Here is a 650-nt window from a genome sequence, read left to right on the forward strand (position 1 = left end):
AAAGCGGTAACGACATCAGGCACGCTAACCAGTATCGACGTCGATAATCCAGATAACGCATTCACACCGGATTCGATTACTGGCACCAATGGCGACCTGACTATTGATGCCAATGGCCATTGGACATTCACCGCCAACAGTGCATTTAATCAATTGAATGTCGGCGATAAGGTCGAAGAGACCTTCACGGTGTCGTCCATCGATGGCACCCCTTCGACGATCAAGGTCACGATTAATGGCACTAACGACGCCGCTACTGTCAGCAGTGCGACTGTCGCTATCGATGAAACCGACAAAGCAGTAACGACTTCAGGAACATTAACCAGCACCGATGTCGATAATCCGGATAATGCGTTCACTCCAGACTCCATTGCAGGCACAAATGGCGACCTCAACATTGATGCCAATGGCCACTGGGTATTTACCGCTAACAGCGCGTTCAACCAACTTAATGTTGGTGATAAGGTTGAAGAAACATTCACGGTAACGTCTGTGGATGGCACTCAGTCAGCAATTAAGGTCATCATTAACGGCACTAATGACGCCGCTACAGTGAGTAGTGCGACCGTTGCTATCGATGAAGCTGACAAAGCGGTCACTACTTCAGGAACATTGACCAGTATCGATGTTGATAATCCAGATAATACCTT

1 protein-coding gene is annotated in these 650 nt (G+C 48.0%); it reads left to right on the forward strand.

The genetic code is table 11. From position 1 onward, the window contains the following. Window positions 1–650: VCBS domain-containing protein (locus tag AB4209_RS22240; RefSeq protein ID WP_372057415.1), on the forward strand; the 650-nt coding region annotated here is incomplete at both ends.

This window comes from Vibrio sp. 10N.286.48.C11 (assembly GCF_041469805.1).
GTDB classification, from domain to species: Bacteria; Pseudomonadota; Gammaproteobacteria; order Enterobacterales; family Vibrionaceae; genus Vibrio; species Vibrio crassostreae_C.